General features: G+C 59.8%; 15 protein-coding genes. 7 read left to right on the top strand and 8 right to left on the bottom strand.

What is annotated here, in order from left to right; all coding sequences use genetic code 11:
* Positions 1–83 precede the first annotated feature (83 nt).
* From ACYZT8_RS15610 to pdxR, 4 genes are all read right to left on the bottom strand, one after another.
* Positions 84–791 carry an ATPase gene (locus ACYZT8_RS15610; protein ID WP_461973951.1) on the bottom strand — a complete coding sequence of 236 codons (708 nt, stop codon included), beginning with the start codon at positions 789–791 and terminating at the stop codon, positions 84–86.
* A gap of 226 nt (positions 792–1017) precedes the next feature.
* Complete coding sequence (locus ACYZT8_RS15605) at positions 1018–1431, bottom strand: cupin domain-containing protein (protein WP_461973949.1); 414 nt, start codon at positions 1429–1431, stop codon at positions 1018–1020.
* Between the two features lie 264 nt (positions 1432–1695).
* Entirely contained in the window at positions 1696–1989 is a 294-nt protein-coding gene (locus ACYZT8_RS15600; protein ID WP_461973947.1) for a putative quinol monooxygenase, read from the bottom strand.
* Between the two features lie 123 nt (positions 1990–2112).
* Complete coding sequence (pdxR, locus tag ACYZT8_RS15595) at positions 2113–3546, bottom strand: MocR-like pyridoxine biosynthesis transcription factor PdxR (protein ID WP_461973945.1); 1434 nt, start codon at positions 3544–3546, stop codon at positions 2113–2115.
* A gap of 205 nt (positions 3547–3751) precedes the next feature.
* Between pdxR and ACYZT8_RS15590 the strand changes: the two genes are divergently transcribed.
* The 3 genes from ACYZT8_RS15590 (at position 3752) to ACYZT8_RS15580 (ending at position 5908) form a co-directional block, all read left to right on the top strand.
* On the top strand, positions 3752–4192 hold the full coding sequence (locus ACYZT8_RS15590; RefSeq protein WP_131062888.1) for a carboxymuconolactone decarboxylase family protein: 441 nt from the start codon (positions 3752–3754) through the stop codon (positions 4190–4192).
* Between the two features lie 87 nt (positions 4193–4279).
* Positions 4280–5200: a LysR substrate-binding domain-containing protein gene (locus ACYZT8_RS15585; RefSeq protein WP_461973943.1), complete on the top strand. Its 921-nt coding sequence runs from the start codon at positions 4280–4282 to the stop codon at positions 5198–5200.
* A gap of 186 nt (positions 5201–5386) precedes the next feature.
* Entirely contained in the window at positions 5387–5908 is a 522-nt protein-coding gene (locus ACYZT8_RS15580) for a GNAT family N-acetyltransferase (RefSeq protein WP_461973941.1), read from the top strand.
* 1 nt (position 5909) lies between these two features.
* On the opposite strand, the gene ACYZT8_RS15575 is transcribed toward ACYZT8_RS15580, so the two are convergent.
* The gene (locus tag ACYZT8_RS15575; RefSeq protein WP_461973939.1) at positions 5910–6602 is read right to left on the bottom strand and encodes an aspartate/glutamate racemase family protein; all 693 of its coding nucleotides are present in this window, start codon (positions 6600–6602) and stop codon (positions 5910–5912) included.
* Between the two features lie 279 nt (positions 6603–6881).
* Between ACYZT8_RS15575 and ACYZT8_RS15570 the strand changes: the two genes are divergently transcribed.
* Positions 6882–7376, top strand: coding sequence for a hypothetical protein (locus ACYZT8_RS15570; RefSeq protein ID WP_461973937.1), 495 nt, complete (start codon positions 6882–6884; stop codon positions 7374–7376).
* Between the two features lie 127 nt (positions 7377–7503).
* On the opposite strand, the gene ACYZT8_RS15565 is transcribed toward ACYZT8_RS15570, so the two are convergent.
* Together ACYZT8_RS15565 and ccoN are read right to left on the bottom strand one after the other, a co-directional pair.
* Positions 7504–7725: a cbb3-type cytochrome c oxidase subunit 3 gene (locus tag ACYZT8_RS15565; protein WP_461973935.1), complete on the bottom strand. Its 222-nt coding sequence runs from the start codon at positions 7723–7725 to the stop codon at positions 7504–7506.
* 15 nt (positions 7726–7740) lie between these two features.
* Positions 7741–9168 carry a cytochrome-c oxidase, cbb3-type subunit I gene (gene ccoN, locus ACYZT8_RS15560; RefSeq protein ID WP_461973933.1) on the bottom strand — a complete coding sequence of 476 codons (1428 nt, stop codon included), beginning with the start codon at positions 9166–9168 and terminating at the stop codon, positions 7741–7743.
* A gap of 424 nt (positions 9169–9592) precedes the next feature.
* On the opposite strand from ccoN, the gene ACYZT8_RS15555 reads away from it, so the two are divergent.
* The 3 genes from ACYZT8_RS15555 to ACYZT8_RS15545 all read left to right on the top strand — a co-directional run bounded on the left by ACYZT8_RS15555 (position 9593) and on the right by ACYZT8_RS15545 (position 12971).
* Positions 9593–11266, top strand: a complete 1674-nt coding sequence (locus ACYZT8_RS15555; RefSeq protein WP_461973931.1) for a nitrite/sulfite reductase — start codon at positions 9593–9595, stop codon at positions 11264–11266.
* Complete coding sequence (locus tag ACYZT8_RS15550; RefSeq protein ID WP_461973929.1) at positions 11263–11742, top strand: DUF934 domain-containing protein; 480 nt, start codon at positions 11263–11265, stop codon at positions 11740–11742. The genes ACYZT8_RS15555 and ACYZT8_RS15550 overlap by 4 nt, the downstream gene beginning before the upstream one ends.
* A 260-nt stretch (positions 11743–12002) precedes the next feature.
* Entirely contained in the window at positions 12003–12971 is a 969-nt protein-coding gene (locus ACYZT8_RS15545) for a hypothetical protein (protein ID WP_461973926.1), read from the top strand.
* 115 nt (positions 12972–13086) lie between these two features.
* Here the strand turns inward: ACYZT8_RS15545 and ACYZT8_RS15540 are convergent, their stop codons facing one another.
* Positions 13087–15441 (bottom strand): tetratricopeptide repeat protein, encoded by a 2355-nt coding sequence (locus ACYZT8_RS15540; protein ID WP_461973924.1) that lies wholly within the window; start codon positions 15439–15441, stop codon positions 13087–13089.
* Positions 15442–15451: the final 10 nt, after the last annotated feature.

Raw genomic sequence — 15451 nt, 5'->3', positions numbered from 1 at the left:
GGTATTTGGGTTGAATGCACTATGTGCAAACGATACAAATACCTGTGGGAGCGGGCTTGCCCGCGATGGGGCCATTAACTTCACTACAACTTTTGACCTGTTGGGTTATCAATCATCGACACTTTATCTGTCGGTCTGGTCAATAAATTACTGAGCGACTGGTCAAACTTCTCTAGTGCCCGAACTTGCACATTCTGTTGTTCGTTAATATCCGCCACTATCTCTTCGCTACGTTTGTAATCCGCCCACACCGGACTCAGCGCTTTGGCGTCATGCCCTTGAGCGGTACCCATGTAATTGAAGTTTGAATCATAAAAATCTGCGCTCACATCCGCCTTGATATCGGAACTGCGCGACGTCATCAATTGGCTGCGGGTGTCGACGATGGCGACCACGTCCGGCTTCGCCGCTCTGAGGCTTTGCATATCCGGGTACACGGTTACCGAGCCAAACTGCCGTTGCAAGGATGCCTTGACCCAGTCCACCGCATGGTCCGGTCTGGAGGTGGCCACGTAGGCGTCGTGGATTGGCCGAACCAGCAGGCTCTGGCCGAAACCGGTGCCGGCGTTGGCCTGATAGTGCTGCAGGTAGGCGCGGTTGGCCTGGGTGTTGCGGCTGTAGACGATACCCAACGAAACATGGCTACCATTGGGAACCTGCGTGGCACTGCTGCGGCCGACCGGCGCGGTGAAGAGGCCGTCCAGCGAAGACACCGCTTTGGGGGCAGTGGGAACCGAACAGCCCGTCAAAAGAACGGTCATTGTTAATGTACTGACAAGCACAAGTTTCATGGTGTTTCTCCAGTGAAACAACTTGAGTCGAAAAGTTGTAGTGCCGGGCTGTCCGGGGTGGTTCCAGACTAAACCTGTCGCCACTGAATGAAATAGCCAATAACAGCACTTGTTGGGTGGCCAATAGTTTAATTGGGTTTAAACGATGCCAGGTAATGACGTCGGGAAATAATAAGGCCCGAAATGTTAATTCGAGCCTTATTATTTATGGCTGTCCCTTCAGCTATCAGTTTTCCAAGGGGATCAACACTTTCTCGTCCGGGGACAAAACCATGAACACCAACAGTTTGGCAGGCTTGGTTGCACTGGCGTTTTTCGAGACCAAGTGTTCCGAGCCAGCCGGTTCGTACCAATACTGTCCGGTCTTGTAGGTGACCGCTTTCTCGCCCTTCACTTGAGAAACGATCGAGCCTGAAAGGACGTAGGCCATGGCGGTGCCTTCATGCTTATGGGCAATCGAAGATTGGCCGGGCTTGTAGTCGACTTCGATCATCATGGCTTTTTTGCCGGGCACATTTTTCAGCGCTTCATCCTGCAAAACCGTGACTTTCTCTGAAGGGCCTTCGTGAGCAATGGCGGCCGTGGAAACGGTCAGGGCAAGGGCGGCCAGCGGAGCAGCAAGGAAACGCAAAGCTTTCATGGTTCTTTACCTGCGGTGGTTAGTTGTCAGAACCAACGATAGTTCGCAGGGTGGGCCAATCAAACAGCCAATATTCGGGAAGGTGAGGGGACCAATCGGCGCCCCGGTTTTTGTAGCAGCTGCCGAGCAGCGCGAGGCTGCGTTCGGCTGCGGAGCAGTCGTAAGAACAGACACCTCGGGATTTCAGGAGGACCGTGCGGCCGGGTTTACGACGGCTTCGCCGCCGAACGCAGCCTCGCGCTGCTCGGCAGCTGCTACAGGGGGTCAGCGGATGGGGAAGCTGTTGAAATCCACGGAGCTCGCCAATTGGTTGTCGATCAGGCCGATGAAGCCTTGTACTTCAGGGCAGTTGAAATGCATCTGCATGGCCGCTTCCGATTGCCAGCGGGCGCTGACGTTCCAGCGGTTGCTGTCCTCTGGGCAGCGGTCGACCATATAGGAATCACAGCCCGGTTGTTGACGCAGGGTGTCGACAATCTTTTGCAGTTGCTTACCCAGTTCTTCCGAGCGGCCGGCGGCGGCCTGCACCTGTACGGTATTGATCACTTCGTTGGACATTGCTCACACTCCTGAATCAGGCCGGACGAATCCTGCTCACTGAGGGATAACGCTTATGCAGGATAGGCCTGCACCGGTGGGTCGCCAATAGCCAATCGCCGGATAAAGCCGCAGACCAATCGATCAGGCCACTTGCTGGAGAATGTCGCGCAAGCGGTCCAGGGCGATGTCGATGTCCAGGGTTTCGATGGCGCCAAAACCGAGGAAAAGTCCGGCCCGTGGCGCTTGCTGATAGAAAAAACTGTCGATGGCGTAAAGCCCGACTTCGACTTTTTTGGCCAGTTCGATCACCAATGGAATATCGATAGGCACTTTGCACATAACCACCATGTGGAAGCCGGCCGTGGTGGGCACAGGTTCGAGCCAGGGTGAAAGGTCGCCCGCCATGCGTGTCAGGATCCGCTCGCGGCGCCCGGCATAGATCGTATGGCAGCGCCGGATGTGCTTGAGCAGGCAACCTTCGGCGATGAATTTGGCCAGCGCCCATTGGGGCAGGGTGGAGGTGTGCAGGTCGGTGAGCTGCTTGGCGCGGATGACGGCTTCAAGAATCGCCGGCGGCAACACCGCGTAACCGAGGCGTAGCTCCGGCAACATGGTTTTCGAAAAGGTCCCGACATAGGCGACGATGCCGCGCTCATCCATGCTTTGCAGTGAATCGGTGGGGCGACCTTCGTAGCGGAACTCGCTGTCGTAGTCGTCCTCGATGATGATCGCGCCCAACTCGTGGGCCCGTTCCAGCAGCGCCACCCGGCGTGCCTGGCTCATCGGCATGCCCAGCGGGAACTGGTGGGAGGGCGTGACGTAAATCAGCCGGGTGCCGAGGGGGATTTTATCCACCTCAATCCCTTCAGCATCCACCGGCACCCCGATCACCGTGGCCCCGTGGGTGCCAAACAATAAGCGTGCCGGCGGATAGCCGGGGTCTTCCATGGCGACAATGCTGCCTGGACGCATCAGCACCCGGGAGATCAGGTCCAGCGCCTGCTGCGCGCCGTTGCACACCACCACGTCTTCGTCCTGGCAATTGACCCCGCGAGAAAACGCGATGTGCCGGGCGATCGCGTTGCGCAGTGCCGGCAGGCCTTCGGGCAGGCTGTAGAAGCCCTTCGACGCGGCGATCTGGCGCAATGCGTGGGAGGTGCAGCGCCGCCAATCGTCCTGCGGAAACTGACCTTTGCTGGTCGCGCCACCGATGAAGTCGTAGCGTAACGAGCCTTCCAGGGTCGGGTGACGCAGAAACACCGGCAGCTTGCGCCAGGACTCGATCACCTCAAAGCTCGCCAACTCGGAATGGCTTTGCTTGGGCACGGCTTTGGCTGTGCGGGCATTGACGAAAGTGCCTTTGCCGATCACCCCGGTGAGGAAGTTTTCGTAGGTCAGTTGCGCATAGGTGTCGGAAATGGTCTTGCGAGAAATGCCCAGCTGTTCGGCCAGCAAACGGCTGGGCGGCAGCTGCGACCCGGCTGCCAGGCGGCCGGATTCAATAGCGCTGCGCAGTTGGTTGTACAACTGGCCTGCCAGGTCCTTGCGGCCGTTGATGACAACATGAAGTTCCATACCGGCGAGGCTCCTGGGGCGATTGAGGCGCGTGTGCGTCGCGCCAGAGTACCCGCATGAGCCGTCGCGCAGAAGTTGCGTGGGCGAAAAACCCCGTATTGGTCTGCCGGCGAATGGTCCACGGCTTTTTCGCTGAATTGGATCTGTAACGTCCGTGCGCCAGCGCCTACCTTGGAAGTCTCTATTTGATCCAAGAGGTCGCTCCATGAATGCCCGTCTGGATTACTACAGCGCATCGCCCAAAGCGATGAAAGCGATGATTGCCATGGAGGCCTTGACCAGCAACCTCAGCATCGAGCCGGCCTTGCTGCATTTGATCAAGATCCGCGCCTCGCAACTCAATGGCTGCGCCTTCTGCACCGACATGCATTCAGTGGACGCACGGCGCCTCGGTGAGACGGATCGGCGTTTGTATTCGATTGTGGTGTGGCGCGACAGCGGCTTCTTCAACCCTCGCGAGCGTGCGGCGCTGGCCTGGACCGAAGCGGTGACCTTGCTCTCTGAAAACCATGTGCCGGACGACGTCTACGCCTTGGCCCGGGAGCAGTTCAACGAAAACGAAATGGTCGACTTGACCATCGCCGTCACCACCATCAACAGCTGGAATCGGCTGGCGGTGAGTTTTCGGCAAAGCCCCAGCAGCTGAATCGATTTTCCGCGCAGGGTGTCACGTCAGGTTCATAAACGCTGCGCAGGATGAGGTTTTCAAGGATAGATCGACAAGGAGTCATTGATGTCATTCATGGAATCCACCCGCGCCGCCGGTATCGATCCGGTGCTGGCGCAGTCTTTCCGGGTCAGTGCCCGTTGCGGCTGTTTCATGCAGGCGGCGCGCAGCCTCAACATCAAATCAACCCAGTTGCGCAAACACCTCGCGCTGCTTGAAACGCAATTGCAGTGTTCGCTGTTCAATCATCAGGACAATGGCCTGGCCTTGAGTCATGAAGGGTTACAGCTTCAGGCGCAATTGATCGCCCTGGCCCATGAGCACGACGTGCCGGTGATCGAGCAGCCGCTGATTCGATTGGCCGTGGCCGAGTCGATTCTGCACGACATTCTGGGGCGCGATCTGGTCGCGCTGTTGCGACGTAATGCCAGCGTGCGCCTGGACATCATTACGCTGGACAGCGAACTGTCGCTGCAAGCGATCAGTGCCGACGTGGTGCTGTGGCTGGCCGGTACCGATTCACCACTGCCGGGGCCGAGCTTCGCCATCAGCGAACCTCAGCGTCTGGCGCGACTGGACTATCTGCCGCACATCGCCAAACGCTATTCGCGGGTTGCGGCCCGCCCTGACAATCTCGATGACCTGGCCGACTTCATGTTGGTGCAATGGCAGCCTGATCGTCAGGTCGAGAGTTTTCGGCCGTGGAACGGCGTGGTCGATCAGCGCCTGGCCGGCGTGGTGCAGTTGCATTCTTATGAACTGTTGCTGGAGATGATCCGTTGCAGCGCCTGCATTGGTTTGCTGCCCAATTACATGAGCCGGTTTGATCGCGGGCTGATTGCGCTGTCGGGGCTGTTCGACCAGCCGATGCAGCGCCAGGTGTGGATGGCGGTCAATGCCGAGTCCACGGGGCAGGCAGAGGTGCAGATGATTGTCGAGCTGATCCAAAACACCTTCAATGAACGGCGGGAGTGGTTTGAAGCCTGATCGCTGTCCCATTGTGGGTGCGAGCTTGCTCGCGATGGGGGCTGGACAGTCGACATTGATGTTGAATCCTAAGGCCCAATCGCGAGCAAGCTCGCTCCCACATGGGGGCTTCACATTGCATCTCGCCATGCCGCAAGCCTGCGTTGTAGAGTGGGCGGCCATGTCTGCATCAAGGATGAGTCACCCATGCCCGCCACCGAACCTGCTATCACCCTCGAACGCTTCAGAGAATCCCACATCGACGGCATCACCGCGCTCTACAACGAGCCGGCCATTACCCGTCAGGTGCTGCAAATGCCGTTTCAATCCACCGAGGTCTGGCGCCAACGCCTGGCACCGGATAACGAACGCGCGGTGCAACTGGTGGCGCTGCATCAGGGCGCGGTCATCGGCAACATTGGCCTGGAGCAATTCTCGCGGATCCGCCGCAGCCACGCCGGCAATCTCGGCATGGCTGTTGCGGTGGCGTGGCAGGGCAAAGGTGTGGGTTCAAAACTGCTGGCGGCGGCGCTGGACGTCGCCGACAACTGGATGAACCTGCAACGGGTCGAGCTTTCGGTGTACGCCGACAACGAAGCGGCCATCGGGCTCTACCGCAAGTTCGGCTTCGAGACCGAAGGCCTGTTCCGCGACTACGCCGTACGGGACGGCCGCCTGGTCAATACCTTGAGCATGGCGCGCCTGCGTCGCACGCCCAGGTCAGACTGACTCAGTCGCCCAATGCGAACGCCACCGCCGCCTGCGCATGCAGTTCGGTGGTGTCGAGCAAGGGCAGGGCGCTGTGCACAGATTTGATCAACATGCCGATTTCGGTGCAGCCGAGAATAATCGCCTGAGCGCCTCTCGCCGTCAGCGACTCGATGACCTGCTGATACACCTTGCGCGACGCCTCGCTGATCACCCCGACGCACAACTCGTCATAGATGATCCGGTGCACGGCGTTGCGTTCCTCGGCATCCGGCACCAGCACCGTCAAACCCATCGCGCTCAGTCGATCCTTTAGAAAATCCTGTTCCATGGTGAAGGCAGTCCCGAGCAAACCGACTTTCAGTGCACCGGCATCCACGGCGGCCTGACCGGTCGGGTCGGCGATGTGCAAAAACGGAATGCTGATCGCGGCCTGAATCTGCCCGGCCACCTTGTGCATGGTGTTGGTACACAGCACCACGCATTCGGCGCCGCCAGCCTCCAGTCGCCGCGCAGCATCCACCAGAATCGCTGCAGCGTCGTCCCAGCGTCCGGCATGCTGAGCCTGTTCGACAGGGCCGAAGTCGACGCTGTACATGAGCAATTTCGCCGAACGCAACGGCCCGAGCCGGTCGCGAACCTGTTGGTTGATGAGGCGGTAATACTCGGCGCTGGACTCCCAGCTCATGCCGCCGATAAGGCCGATGGAGCGCATTGGATTTCCTCAGGCTATGGCCTGTGCTGACAGATCAGGCCTGAGAGGGAGTCTCCATATGTTCGATGGCGGGCACCAGCGACAAATCAACTGTAATGCTCATATTGCGTTGAAGTGTCATGGTGCTGTTTAAGGCAAGGGGTAATCCCCTGAAAGTAACCACTCGTCGCCATCATCCACCGTTAAAAGACGCTCACACGTCAGCTTTGTGATACGCCGGTGGCTTGCATCTGCCATGATTGATTTCCGCAGCACCGCTTCAACCAAAGGAACACCGCAATGGACGACGTACAGCAACTGGGCGAGATGCTTCGGCACTACGCAGAAAGCGAAGCGCACAAGAAGCAAGTGTTTGAGTCGCAATCAGCCGTGTGGGCGACGCGCATCGGTGAACTGTTCGATCAGATCCAGCAGTGGCTGGAACCGGTCCAGGCGCCGAATCTGCTGGAGGTGAGTCGCGAGGCGTATGTCGCTTCAGGGCCGAGCGTCCCGGTCGAGACCTCGACGTTCAAGACCGAGAAACTGGGCATTGTCATTGCCGGAAAACCGGTGGAATTCGTGCCGGATGTGATGGGCGCTGGCGGCCAGATTTCGTTGGCGGTGATGGGGTTGACGGCCGCGCGCTATGGCAGCATTTCGCTGGTGTGCCTGCCGCCGTCCACGAGCTGGCAATGGCGCAAGACCAATGGTTTGAAGGACCCGGATACGTTTGCGTTCGATGCGAACTTCCTGGCGCAGCAGTTGCAGAGCCTTATCCCCCGCGAGCGCGGCTGATCTCTGAGGCTGACATATAACCTGTGGGAGCGGGCTTGCCCGCGATGGCGGAATGACAGTCAGCTAATGTGTTGAATGTGACGCCGCAATCGCGGGCAAGCCCGCTCCCACAGTGATTTGTGGTGTGTCAGATTTTCAGGTTGCCCCAGCCTGGTTTTGCCTCTTCCGGCGCAACGGCCTTCACAGTCTTCCCCGTCGCCAATTCCACCCGCCGCGCCACCTCAGGGTCATCGGCAAACGGCATCATGCTGGCATCCTCCAGGCCCTCAGCCGTTTGGTGTTTCAAGCAATACTCGATCACCAGCCAAAACCCCACGACCCCAAACAGATTCAGCACAATCTCGGTCATCTCAAGCTCCTCGCCTCAGGCAATCTGCGCTTCACGTTCGGCCATTGCCACGTCCGCGACCCGCACCGTGCGCCAGGTGTTGTACGCCATCAGCAACATCCCGCTGAGGAAGAACACGCCACCAGCAAAGCGCACCACGAACCCCGGATGGCTGGCCTGTAACGCCTCGACGAACGAATAAGTCAGGGTGCCGTCGTCGTTGATCGCACGCCACATCAACCCTTGGGTGATGCCGTTGACCCACATCGAGGCGATGTACAACACCGTGCCGATGGTCGCCAGCCAGAAGTGCAGGTTGATCAACGGTGTGCTGAACATCTGCTCGCGGCCGAAGACTTTCGGGACCATGTGGTAAATGGCGCCAAACGTGATCATCGCCACCCAACCGAGGGCGCCGGCGTGGACGTGGCCGATGGTCCAGTCGGTGTAGTGGGAGAGGGCGTTGACCGTTTTGATCGCCATCATCGGCCCTTCGAACGTCGACATCCCGTAGAAGGCCAGCGACAGCACCAGAAAGCGCAGGATCGGGTCGGTGCGCAATTTATGCCAGGCGCCCGAGAGCGTCATCATGCCGTTGATCATCCCGCCCCAGCTCGGCGCCAAGAGGATCAGCGACATCGCCATGCCCAGTGACTGCGCCCAGTCCGGCAACGCGGTGTAGTGCAAGTGGTGCGGCCCGGCCCAGATGTACAGGGTGATCAGCGCCCAGAAATGCACGATCGACAGACGATAGGAATACACCGGCCGCCCCACCTGTTTCGGCACGAAGTAATACATCATCCCGAGGAACCCGGTGGTCAGGAAGAACCCCACCGCGTTGTGCCCGTACCACCACTGAACCATCGCGTCAGTGGCCCCGGAATACACCGGGTAGGACTTGAACCAGTCCACCGGAATCGACAGGTGATTGACCACGTGCAGCATCGCGATTACCACGATGAACGCGCCGAAGAACCAGTTGCCGACGTAGATATGCTTGGTCTTGCGTTGCACCACGGTGGTGAAGAAGACGATGGCGTACGCGACCCACACCACGGTCATCCACACCGCGCCGGAGAACTCGATCTCGGCGTATTCCTTGGTGGTGGTGTAGCCGAGCGGCAAGGTGATCAGCATCACCACAATCACCGATTGCCAGCCCCAGAAGGTGAACGCGGCGAGTTTGTCGGAGTACAGCCGCACCTGACAGGTGCGCTGCACCGCGTAGTAACTGGCGGCGAATTGTGCGCTGCCGGCAAAGCCGAAAATCACCAGGCTGGTGTGCAGCGGGCGCAAGCGGCCGAAGGTGGTCCACGGCAGGTCGAGGTTCATCTCGGGCCACACCAGTTGCGAGGCGATCCACACCCCCATCGCCATCCCCACGACGCCCCATACGATGGTCGCCACGACAAATTGGCGGACGACCTTGTAGTTATAGGCCTGTCCGATTGTTGCTGTGCTCATGGTCAATGCTTCCACGGTTGCAAAGTCTTGCCAGGCCACCCGGACTGGCATGCTGTCAACTGTAGAAACCCTGCCGGAAACAAAACAGACTCAGAAAAGTTGAGTTTATGCGGATCAGATGCAAGGCCTGCCTGCGCTGATCTGACGCAGTCTGATACGGTTTTTTAGTATTCAGGTGAATCTGTAATGCACTGCACCGCAGGTTCATAGTCCCCATCACAAGCACCGCCACCCTGTAGCAGCTGTCGAGCACCGCGAGGCAGCGTTCGGCTGCGAAGCAGCCGTAAACCCTGTGCACACGGTTCATCTGACAGACCGAGCCGCCTGGTTTGACGACTGCTTCGCAGCCGAACGCTGCCTCGCGGTGCTCGACAGCTGCTACAGGGGATGCAGAGCGTGCGATTCACCCTGATGAGGTAGCCACATGTATCAGTACGATGACTATGACCGGGCCCTGGTCTTCGAACGCGTTGCGCAGTTTCGCGATCAGGTCGAGCGTTTCATGACGGGCGAGTTGAGCGAAGAAGAGTTCCTGCCGTTGCGTTTGCAGAACGGCCTGTACATGCAAAAGCACGCCTACATGTTGCGCGTGGCGATTCCTTACGGGACCCTGAGCGCCAGGCAAATGCGTACGCTGGCGAGCATCGCCCGGGACTATGATCGCGGCTACGGCCACTTCACCACCCGGCAAAACATGCAGTTCAACTGGATCGAACTGGCGCAGGTGCCGGACATTCTCGAACGGCTGGCCCAGGTCGAGATGCACGCAATCCAGACCTCCGGCAACTGCGTGCGCAACATCACCACCGAAGCGTTTGCCGGTGTGGCGGCCGACGAACTGATGGACCCGCGACCGCTGGCCGAGATCCTGCGCCAGTGGTCGACCATCAACCCGGAATTCCTGTTCCTGCCACGCAAGTTCAAGATCGCCATCTGCTCGGCGGAGCAGGACCGCGCCGCGATCATGATGCATGACATCGGGCTCTACCTTTATCGCGATGACAACGGGCAGATGCTGTTGCGGGTCATCGTTGGCGGCGGGTTGGGGCGTACGCCGATTCTCGGCCTGCAGATCCGCGAGGGCTTGCCGTGGCAGCATTTGCTGTCCTACGTCGAGGCGGTGCTGCGGGTCTACAACCGCCACGGTCGACGCGACAACAAGTACAAGGCGCGGATCAAGATTCTAGTCAAAGCCCTGGGTATCGAAGCGTTCGCCAGGGAAGTGGATGAGGAGTGGCAGTACCTCAAGGACGGTCCGGCGCAGTTGACCGACGTCGAGTATGAGCGTGTCGCCAGTGCCTTCGTGTCCCCCGACTACCGTTCACTGGCCGGCACTGACCTGGATTTCGGCACGCGAATGGCCGAGAACCCGGCCTTCGCGCGCTGGGTCACGCGCAACGTCCAGCCGCACAAGGTCGCGGGTTACACCAGCGTCGTGCTGTCGACCAAACCGGGCTTCGACTCACCGCCGGGGGACGTGACGACCGCGCAGATGATGGCCGTGGCCGAGTGGTCCGAGCAGTTCGGTTTCGGCGAGATTCGCATCGCCCATGAACAGAACATCGTGCTGCCGGATGTGCCAAAGGCTGATCTCTACACGTTGTGGTGCCTGGCCTGCGAACAGGGCCTGGGCTGCGCCAACATAGGCTTGCTGACCGACATCATCGCGTGCCCCGGCGGCGACTTCTGCGCGCTGGCCAACGCCAAATCCATTCCGATTGCCCAGGCGATTCAAGGCCGTTTCGAGGACCTGGATTACCTCCACGACCTGGGTGACATCAGCCTGAACATCTCCGGCTGCATGAACGCCTGCGGTCACCACCACATCGGCAACATCGGCATTCTGGGGGTCGATAAGAACGGCAGCGAGTGGTACCAGATCACCCTCGGCGGCAGCCAGGGCAAGAACAGCGCCCTGGGCAAGGTCATCGGCCCATCGTTCAGCGCGGCTGAGGTGCCCGAGGTGATCGAGCGGATCATCGCCACGTTCGTCAGTTACCGCGAGAGCGAAGAACTGTTCGTCGACACCTTGCAGCGCATCGGTCTTGAGCCGTTCAAGGAGCAGGTTTATCCGAAGATGCTGGAGGTCTCGGCATGAACAATCTGCTGCGACTGGAGGAGGGTGTGCCGCGGGTTGTGGCTGACGATCCGTGGGTGCTGGTCCGGGAGTTGGAGGGTGAGTTACCGACCGGGCCGCTGATATTGCCGTTGAGTCGCTGGCTTCCAGAGCCGGCGCAGCATGCGGTCTGGCTGGGGCCGGATGATGAGGTAGAAAGTCTCAAACCATGGTTTGACTCATTGCCGTTGATTGCCCTGGACTTCCCGAGTTTTCGCGACGGTCGCGGTTACAGCCAGGCGTACCTGCTGCGCACTCGGTTGGGCTGGACGGGAGAGTTGCGCGCGGTCGGCGATGTGTTGCGCGATCAACTCAGCCACATGCGCCAATGCGGTTTCGACAGCTTTGCAGTGCGCGAGGACAAATCCGCTGAGGACGCGCTGAAGGGACTGGCCGGGATGAGCGTGTTATACGGTCGTTCAGTGATTGAACCGCGGCCGTTGTTCAGACGCCGCTAATACACAAGCCCAACACTGCTTTCTGTAGCAGCTGTCGAGCAGCGCGAGGCAGCGTTCGGCGACGAAGTCGTCGTGAAATCAGGCGATGCGGATTACAGGAAAACCGCGTTTGCAGGGTTTGCGACGACTTCGTCGCCGAACGCAGCCTCGCAGGCTCGACAGCTGCTACATGGCATGTCCTTGTATTTTTGCTTGGGGCGATGATGGCATTTTGGTAGAGTCCGCACTCGAAAGGGAGTCAGTCAAGAAAGGAGTCTGGTTTGAGTGTGGGCAAGAAGATTTTGGGGCTGATTGCGCTGTTGCTGATTGTGGCGCTGTGGGCCAGTTACTTTTATGTGTTCAAGGAAAACCGCGACGGCCAGTTGGGCGGCGCCTTCGACAGTACGGCCTGGTGCGGCACGCCACCGGCCAGCGATGCCGCCGCGCTGGGCAAGGATCAACTGACGCTGCGCATCACCAACACGGTGCGCGGCGAGTTCATGCTCAGCGGTGCCGTAGTGGTGTCCGAGCGTACCTTCAACCGCTACGACCTGGGCCGCAACGAATTGCGCCTGCGTCTGGAACCCTTGCAGTGGTCGTACGGCGTCACGCCGATTTTCCTTGAGCAGGTCAAGATCCAGCCGCTGAGCCGCAACCTCGCATCGGCCAGCAAAAGCGCCTACGCCGAACTCGAGCCACGCCCCATCGGGGTGCAGGGCCGGGCCACGGATTTTCCCTTCGATACCTACCGCTATGGCTACAAACCGGTGCTGTATTACCTCAAGGGCAACGAGCGCATCGACCTGAGGTTCAAAAACATCACCACGCTGATGGAGATGTCGAACACCTTCACGCCGATCCAGAAGTACAACCGCGTCGACTACATCAACGAACGCAACTCGATGATCCGCGATGAAGACTACAAGGCCTACGGCGTCCACGAGTGCGCGTTCAGCGTCGAGCGCAAAGGCTCGTTCAAGGTGATCGTGCTGCTGTCGCTACTGGTGCTGTGCCTGCCGCTGCTGCACGTGTTCTATCGCGATGAACCGGGGATCGATTTTCTCGCCACGCTGGTGGGGATCGGCGCGATTCGAGTGTTGCTGGTGGGGCCGATGAAGGACTTCCAGCTGTACACCATCGACTTCCTGTTCGCCGGGGTGATTATCCTGGTGGGCACGGTGTCGTTGATCAAGGCGATGCGGGCGAACAGTCGGCGGGAGTTGGCGTTGAAGAGTGGTTCTTCGTGGTGAGGCTGATCTGAGACCGTGGTGACGCCTTCGCGGGCAAGCCACGCTCCCACAAGGATTACGCAGAACCTGTGGGAGCGTGGCTTGCCCGCGAAGGGGCCATCGGATCAACCTCCGATCATTTCAACGCCGGATCGCCCATGTTCATTTTCTTCCAGCCTTGCAACAGCACCTGCGCCTTCGGTTCCTGTCCGTTTTCCAGGTAGTACTGGATCAGCGACAACCGCGCATTGCGATTGGCTGGCTGCACTTTCAACAAGCGCTCCAGCTCTTCGCAGGCTTCATCGACCTTGCCGCTGTCGTGCAACGCCACGGCCAGCACGTAGCCGTATTGGGCGTTCTGTGGTTCCAGTTGCGCGGCTTTGCGCAGGGCCGGCATGGCCTGGGCGGATTTGCCCGCGCGCACCAGCGACAAGCCTTGGGTGTGTTGCAACAGGGCGGCGTCCGGGTGTTCTTTCAGGCTCTGCGCCAACAGCGTCTGCGCCTCTTGAGCGCGTCCATTGGCTTCCAGCCATTGCACCAGCGTCACCAGCGCCGGGTAGAAATCGGGATCACGCTTGAGCGCAGTACGCAGCAGCGATTCGACTTCGCCATTGCGACCGCTGGCCTGATAGAGCATCGCCAGGTTGAGGTTGGCCTCGGCGCGCTCGGCCAGGCTGATCTGCACCGCTTCGTACTCGGCAATCGCCGCATTCCAGTTCGCCTGGGCGTTGCCCAATCCGTTGCGAGCGACGCTCAGCAGGTCCCTGGCCGCAACGATCCGCACAGCCTTCACCGGGTCGCCCAGCAACGGCGTCAGCAGCGGCGCGCGCTCCGGCGACGGCAGGAACGCGCTGATCGCCCGAACCGCGCTTTCACGCACTTGCGGTGCCGGGTGGCTCAAGTCCTTGGTCGCGAGTTTCAGCGCCTGCTCACTCGGGTACAGCGGCAACTCTGCCAGCAAGGTGGCGCGCTGGATCGCCGGCAGATTGCTGCGCTGCAGCTGCTCATACAAGGCTTGCGCGGCACCGGGCTGACCGTTGCGAATCAGCCACAGGCTTTCGTCATAGCGTGGCGCTTGCGCGGTGTTGGCGGTATTCCACAGCTTGAATTGCTCGGTGATCTTGTCGCCGGCCTTGCCCTGATGACAGGTCAAACAGGCGTCTGGTGTGCCGAGTTTCTGTGCTCGCTGCGGATTGGGAATGCTGAAACTGTGGTCATGCCGGAAGTCGTTGCCCATGTAGAACTTGCCGGGCATGTGGCAATCCACGCATTGCGAGCCGGGTTGGCCCATGGTGTGCCGGGTGTGTTCGATGGAATCGTAGTTCTTCGCTTGCAAACCCTTGCCGTCGACGCCTGCCACCGGGGTCTTGCCGGCGGTGTTGTGGCATTGCAGGCAGACGCCGTTGCCCGGGGCCTTGAGTTCGGTGCTGTGGGGGTTGTGGCAGTTGCTGCAACGCACGCCCTTGTCGAACATTTTGCTTTGGGCGAAAGAGCCGTGCTCGAACACTTCATCCTTGATCTTGCCGTCCAGCGCATACAACTCGCGGGTCAGGGGGCTCGGCAGGTAATCGTCCATCAAGCGTTTGCCAACGGTGAAGCCGTCGCCCAGCGGTGCGCGGCGCGAATGGCAGCGGGCACAGGTTTCGATCTCGACCGTGGCGTCCTTGTCCTTGAGGTCGACCGCAAAACCGGCATGGATCAGATCGCCTTTTTTCGCGGTCCATTCCAGGTGACTGGACGCGGGGCCGTGACACGCCTGACAACCGACACCGAGGCTGTTCCATTGACTGTCGAAGGCGTTTTTTGCCGCGTCGAAATTGCGCTTGTAGCCGGTGGTGTGGCACTCGACGCACATGAAGTTGGCGTTTTGGCTCGGCTTGCTCCAGTGCAACGGGTTCTTGAAGTTCACGCCCTGGCCTGGATAGAGGTGGAACCAGCGGTTTTTCTCGGTATCCCAGGCGACGCCCAGCGCTTGCAAACGACCTTCGCCGACCTCGATCAGGTATTGCTGCAATGGCGCGATGCCAAAGGTGTAGGCCACTTTGAAGTCGGCATTCTTGCCGTCAATGCCGGGCGTGTTGACCCAGAACCCGTCGTCCTTGCGCGAGAAACGGGTGGTTTCGTTTTCCGCTTTGAAGGTGACGTTATTGAAGTCGCCCAGCATCGTCTCGGCGGTGGCTTCCTGCATCGCCAATTGGTGATGGGAGCCTTGCCAGTCCCTCATTTGTTCGCTGTGGCAGCCCTGGCATTGTTGCTCGTCGACCATCTTCGCCGGCGCCACAACGACCGGTTGCGGTTTGGCCGGCTGAACGGCCGGCGTGCTGACGGGCACGGGTTTGATCGGCGCGGGTGTGCTGCTGATTAGAAACCAGCCGATCGCCGCCACGGCCACCAGCAATACGCCGATGGTGACGGGAAACAGGTAACGGTGAATCAGGGTCGGTGGCGAATCAGGGTTGGGGGTGGCTGCTTTATTTTTATGGTTCGGCATTGCGACTTCC

It is taken from the genome of Pseudomonas sp. LB3P93, assembly GCF_054898025.1.
This window is presented reverse-complemented; position numbering and strand designations above follow the sequence as displayed.